The 4,699-nt window shown below is 34.9% G+C and carries 7 protein-coding genes; 4 read left to right on the forward strand and 3 right to left on the reverse strand.

Annotation, left to right across the window (positions count from 1 at the left end):
* Positions 1-233 (forward strand): peptide-methionine (S)-S-oxide reductase (locus DNK85_RS10815; protein WP_162896696.1); only part of this gene is annotated, 233 nt, incomplete at its 5' end.
* 2 nt (positions 234-235) lie between these two features.
* Here the strand turns inward: DNK85_RS10815 and sthA are convergent.
* On the reverse strand, positions 236-1,621 hold the full coding sequence (gene sthA, locus DNK85_RS10820; protein ID WP_119329570.1) for a Si-specific NAD(P)(+) transhydrogenase: 1,386 nt from the start codon (positions 1,619-1,621) through the stop codon (positions 236-238).
* Positions 1,622-1,772: 151 nt separating this feature from the next.
* Between sthA and DNK85_RS10825 the strand changes: the two genes are divergently transcribed.
* The 3 genes from DNK85_RS10825 to DNK85_RS10835 all read left to right on the forward strand — a co-directional run bounded on the left by DNK85_RS10825 (position 1,773) and on the right by DNK85_RS10835 (position 3,697).
* The gene (locus DNK85_RS10825; protein WP_119329571.1) at positions 1,773-2,399 is read left to right on the forward strand and encodes a CvpA family protein; all 627 of its coding nucleotides are present in this window, start codon (positions 1,773-1,775) and stop codon (positions 2,397-2,399) included.
* A gap of 147 nt (positions 2,400-2,546) precedes the next feature.
* Positions 2,547-2,999 (forward strand): hypothetical protein, encoded by a 453-nt coding sequence (locus DNK85_RS10830; protein ID WP_119329572.1) that lies wholly within the window; start codon positions 2,547-2,549, stop codon positions 2,997-2,999.
* A 143-nt stretch (positions 3,000-3,142) separates the two neighbouring features.
* Positions 3,143-3,697: a hypothetical protein gene (locus DNK85_RS10835; protein WP_119329573.1), complete on the forward strand. Its 555-nt coding sequence runs from the start codon at positions 3,143-3,145 to the stop codon at positions 3,695-3,697.
* An 84-nt stretch (positions 3,698-3,781) separates the two neighbouring features.
* Here the strand turns inward: DNK85_RS10835 and DNK85_RS10840 are convergent, their stop codons facing one another.
* A complete protein-coding gene (locus tag DNK85_RS10840) occupies positions 3,782-4,369 on the reverse strand; it encodes an HvfX family Cu-binding RiPP maturation protein (protein WP_119329574.1) in 588 nt (195 codons plus the stop codon).
* 3 nt (positions 4,370-4,372) lie between these two features.
* On the reverse strand, positions 4,373-4,699 hold a 327-nt coding region (locus tag DNK85_RS10845; protein ID WP_162896697.1), incomplete at its 5' end, for a hypothetical protein.

Raw genomic sequence — 4,699 nt, forward strand, 5'->3', positions numbered from 1 at the left:
ATTTTGGAATGACTATATATCAAGATGATGTGCAAATGATAATGGCGCAAGTAGTTATTGATAAAACTAAAAGTTACTTAAATAAACCCGTATATACCCAGTTGCGTCCGAGCACGATATTTACTCCCGCTGAGGAGTATCATCAGAAATATTATTTGAAAAACCCCATTAGTTATGCATTTTACCGTTGGCAATGTGGGAGAGATGAACGATTAAAAGAAATTTGGCAATGAACCTACAATCTATTTAAGCCATTTAAGGCGGCAACACGATAGGCTTCTGCCATGGTTGGGTAATTAAATGTCGTATTGATAAAATACATCAATGTATTGGCTTTGCCTTTTTGTGACATAATCGCTTGTCCGATGTGAATAATTTCAGAAGCCTGACTACCAAAACAATGAATACCTAAGAGTTGTAGTGTCTCACGATGAAAAATAAGCTTAAGCATGCCAGTCGTTTTGCCCGAGATTTGTGCGCGCGCAAGATCCTTAAAAAAGGCATGCCCTACCTCATAAGGAACCTTTTCCTCGGTCAACTCTTGCTCAGTTTTACCAACAGAGCTGATTTCAGGTAGGGTATAAATTCCGGTTGGAATATCTTTGATTAAATGATTAGTACATTTGCCTTCAGCAATGTGTGTTGCAGCAAAACGCCCTTGGTCAAAAGCAGCAGAGGCAAGAGATGGATAGCCAACGACATCACCAACAGCATAAATATGTGGATGTTTAAGTGTTTGATAGTTCTGATTAACCTCGATTGATCCTCGGATATTAGCTTCAATATCAATAGCTTCAAGTCCTAATTGATCGGTATTTCCTGTGCGTCCTTGGGCAAACAACAGGTAATCTGATTTGATAATCTTATTTGATTTTAATTTAAGTACAACTTCATTTTCATTAGCTGTAATGCTGTCATAATGCTCATTGTGATGCGTGCGAATACCTTGTTCGCGAAAGTGGTAGCTTAAAGCATCAATAATTTCATTATCAAGAAAAGACAATAGACGTTCGCGATTATTAATCAAGTTTACACGGATTTTTAACGTGCGGAAAATGGAAGCATATTCGCAGCCAATAACACCCGCGCCATAAATTGAGATGGTTTTGGGGTTGTTATCATCAAGGTGCAAAATGCTATCGCTGTCCAAAATTCGTGGATGATTAAAATCGATATCTTTGGGGTGATATGGTCTTGAGCCGGTGGCAATGACAAAGTACTTTGCTTTGAATTGCTCTTTGGTTTGTTCTTCTTCATGTGTTGAGCAAATACAAATCGTATGCGGATCAATGAATCTTGAAAAGCCATGCAACATATCAACATTATTGCGTTTGTAAAAACCTGTTTTTAGTTCGGTTTGTGCATTAATCACGCGTGAAGCATTATCCAACATTTGCGGGTAACTGTAATCGTGATATTTTGCATGAAAAGAAAATTGAGATACTGCATGTCGCAGTGCTTTGCTCGGGATAGTGCCTTGATGTGTGCAGTTGCCGCCGATGCGTTGTGATTCAACAATCGCAACTTTCAGTCCTGACTTTGCCGCTTTAATAGCCGCACCTTCACCACCAGGACCGCTACCGATAACAATGACATCATAATCAAAAGAATCAAATTGCATGGTGTTTTACGTCTTTTTGGAAATTTGCTGCAAATTGTAGCATATGGCGTATAAGCTTGTGGAAATTTTTAAGCATTGTTTTGCACAATGATTGCTAAGTATTTAAAGCGCGCTACAATAAAGCCATATTTTAGACTGATAAGGAAAAATAATGTCACTGCTAAATTGGCTTGATTGGGTTTTTGTTATTATTATATTTGGCTTTGCTGTTATCGGCTTTTCGCAAGGTTTTGTGCGTGGATTAATTTCCTTGTTAACTTGGTTAATTGCGGCAGTATCGGCTTATTTCTTTGCAGACTCCTTAGATATACATTTTGTTGCAAAATGGTTTAACTCACCTGAAGTGGCGTTTTGGATGTCATTTTTTATTATTGTCGTGTTTGTTTGGATCCTAGGAGGTATTGTACATATTATCTTTGGTGTTTTTCGTAAGGATAACCAAACAGTTACTGATCGTTTATTGGGATTTTTGTTTGGTATTGTTAAATCAACACTTGTGGTTAGTTTAATTGTTGGTGTGCTTAGTTATAATAAGGCATTAACTGAGCAAAAAGCTTGGCAGGATTCATTATTCGTGCCATGGCTAGTTAAAGGAGCTGTTTGGGTGGATCATAAATTACCAGAGGATGTCCAGCAAAAAATACATAATAATAGCATCTATAAAAATAGCGATGATAGAAAAGGAACAAGCAACAATAATGCTGATCAGAATAGCTCAAATGATTATCAAGAGCAGGAGTTTCATAAGTCCAAAGCTGAGTTGGATGCAATTGGCTAGATTGGGATTTTGAATGCTTATGTTTTAGAACTTAGGAAATTTTAATTTTTTGATTATTTTAAAATCAATTATTGACTGTGACGTTACGTTATACTTTAAGCTAGCTATAAAGTTGGATATAAGTTATAAACAAAACAGGAGATAATAATGGAAAAAACAACTGTATTAGCTAAACAACCATCTATAACTCTATCATTCATTAAGCTAGCTCTATATAGAATAGTATTAGGTATAGCTTTTTCAGGTATTACCTACCTTTTATTCTCCAGCGTTCCAAAAAGTTTATTTGGGCAAGCATTATTAGTGTTATTGTCACTGATTATTGCAAGTGTTTTTTTTGGTTATCGCTTAGCTAAAAAAAATCCACTTCTAAATTATGCCAGCTATCTTAAAAAGGTGTATATTGTATACTTTCTTGTGAACATCATTTTTTTCGGTATAAAGGATTTACTTCTTGCATTAGCTGCACCGAAGCTTCTAAATACATCATTTGATGTAGAGCAAATAATAATAAACTTTATAATTGTTTTTTCTTGTTATTGGGCTGCACTTTACAGTACAAGAATGTATGGAAGAAAAAAGCAATTATTAAAGAAGTAAATTACATCAGTAATAAATATAATTTGTATATTACTGCGCACGATAGGCACCTTAATTCATAAATTCATAGCGTTTGCTAAATGCTTTTTTATGTACTAAAACTAGGGATATATAGATATTTAAACACTGAGTAAGGATATTGCATGATGTTTAAGATTAGCTTTGTAGTAGTATTAGCATTCCTAATATCTGGTTGTACAACTTTTTCTATTGATACAACTAATGGCAAAAATGCTAACTTGGTCTTTGGATATATTGATATGTCAGACACAGGACAAGCATTAAATAGAGTCATGATTGTTCAAGAAGGAGGTAGTCACCTTGAATCTCAATCTGAAATGAATGTCTATACCGATGGACTTTTTTATATGGATAATGTAGCTCCAGGAAAGTTTTATATTCCTTCTTTTGAGGGGCAAGTATGGCTTTTTGATCCTACTGGGTATGAATTTCAAAAACCCAAAGATGCTTTTACATTGCATGGTGGGGATTTATTTTATGTTGGGACCTATAAAGTTAAAATTTCTACGGGTGAAAAAGTTGAAAAATTATTTCTAGGCTTGGCAGATGCTTCAATAATACCAATCAAACAGCCTTCGATGCAGACACTTTTAAAATGGCTGAAAAAAGATATTTCAAATCCCTATTTAAAGAAAAAAATAGATGAGGTTTTAAAAAGTGACGCTACAGGACACTAAGAGATTATGCATGATGGCAGAATTTCAATGCAAGATATAAAAGCGAAATGGTAGTCTGCGAAGTAGCAATTTTATTAAACTAAATCAGGGACGATTAAATAATTTGGCCAGCCAGTAATCAGAGCTAATGTAACGTCCACCACCATAGCATAGTAGTACTAGGAGCATTATAAAATAAGTGGTAGAAAACTCCATGCCGTTATTAAGGATAACCGGATCCCCTAGTTGAGTTATATAGTTATATCTACCAGGAAAATTTATAGATAACCAATTTAAAAAATCACTCAGTCGTATTGCTGATTCCATATTATTGCTAGCAATTGCTAACCAACCATGCACCCAGTGTACCATCAAGCTTGCAACACACATGAGTATAGTTAATGGGATAGTAATAAAACGTGTGAATAAGCCAAGTGCTATACAGATTAAACCAACTACTTCAGTTGATGTTGCAAGAAATGCTAATAACTCAGGAAATGGGAGGTTTAACCCACCTTTTGCAACAGGCGCACCAAACCAAGCAACTGTTTTGCTAAAATGCGTTACCTTAGAGTGTACCCCTTCATAGATGACGGGCAATAGGTATAGTCTTATTGCTAACAGAGCAATAAAATCAATTGATTTTGCTTTGTGTAAGGCTGAATTTACCCAAGTGATGGTACCTCGTATCATAGATTACTCCTCGTGTTTAATATGAACTAATTGCATTTCAGTTAATGATGTTAATATGGTTAGATTAAGCTTACTGTTATTGAGTTTGTATGTTTCCCAAGATAATTGGCTATCAGTAAGGTGAATATTTCTTAGTAAATTTAATTCATCGTTTGATAAAAGTTTTGTTATTACATGGTCATTGTAGTTACGAAAAACACCATAAATAAACTGTCCATAGTCCATGGGGCAATATTCATGATAGTTTTCTAGTTCAAAAGGCATCAAAATATATTGAACTGTAGGATTTATGATTATTTTGCTGTTATTTTTCACACTACAGGACACTAA

The sequence above is a fragment of the Cysteiniphilum halobium genome (genome assembly GCF_003574425.1).
Taxonomy (GTDB): domain Bacteria; phylum Pseudomonadota; class Gammaproteobacteria; order Francisellales; family Francisellaceae; genus Caedibacter; species Caedibacter halobius.

Excerpts from the sequence above, each read along its gene's own strand:
- sthA (WP_119329570.1), bottom strand. The coding sequence starts at position 1,621 with ATGCAATTTGATTCTTTTGATTATGATGTCATTGTTATCGGTAGCGGT.
- DNK85_RS10830 (WP_119329572.1), top strand. The coding sequence starts at position 2,547 with ATGGAAAAAACAACTGTATTAGCTAAACAACCATCTATAACTCTATCA.
- DNK85_RS10825 (WP_119329571.1), top strand. The coding sequence starts at position 1,773 with ATGTCACTGCTAAATTGGCTTGATTGGGTTTTTGTTATTATTATATTT.
- DNK85_RS10840 (WP_119329574.1), bottom strand. The coding sequence starts at position 4,369 with ATGATACGAGGTACCATCACTTGGGTAAATTCAGCCTTACACAAAGCA.
- DNK85_RS10835 (WP_119329573.1), top strand. The coding sequence starts at position 3,143 with ATGATGTTTAAGATTAGCTTTGTAGTAGTATTAGCATTCCTAATATCT.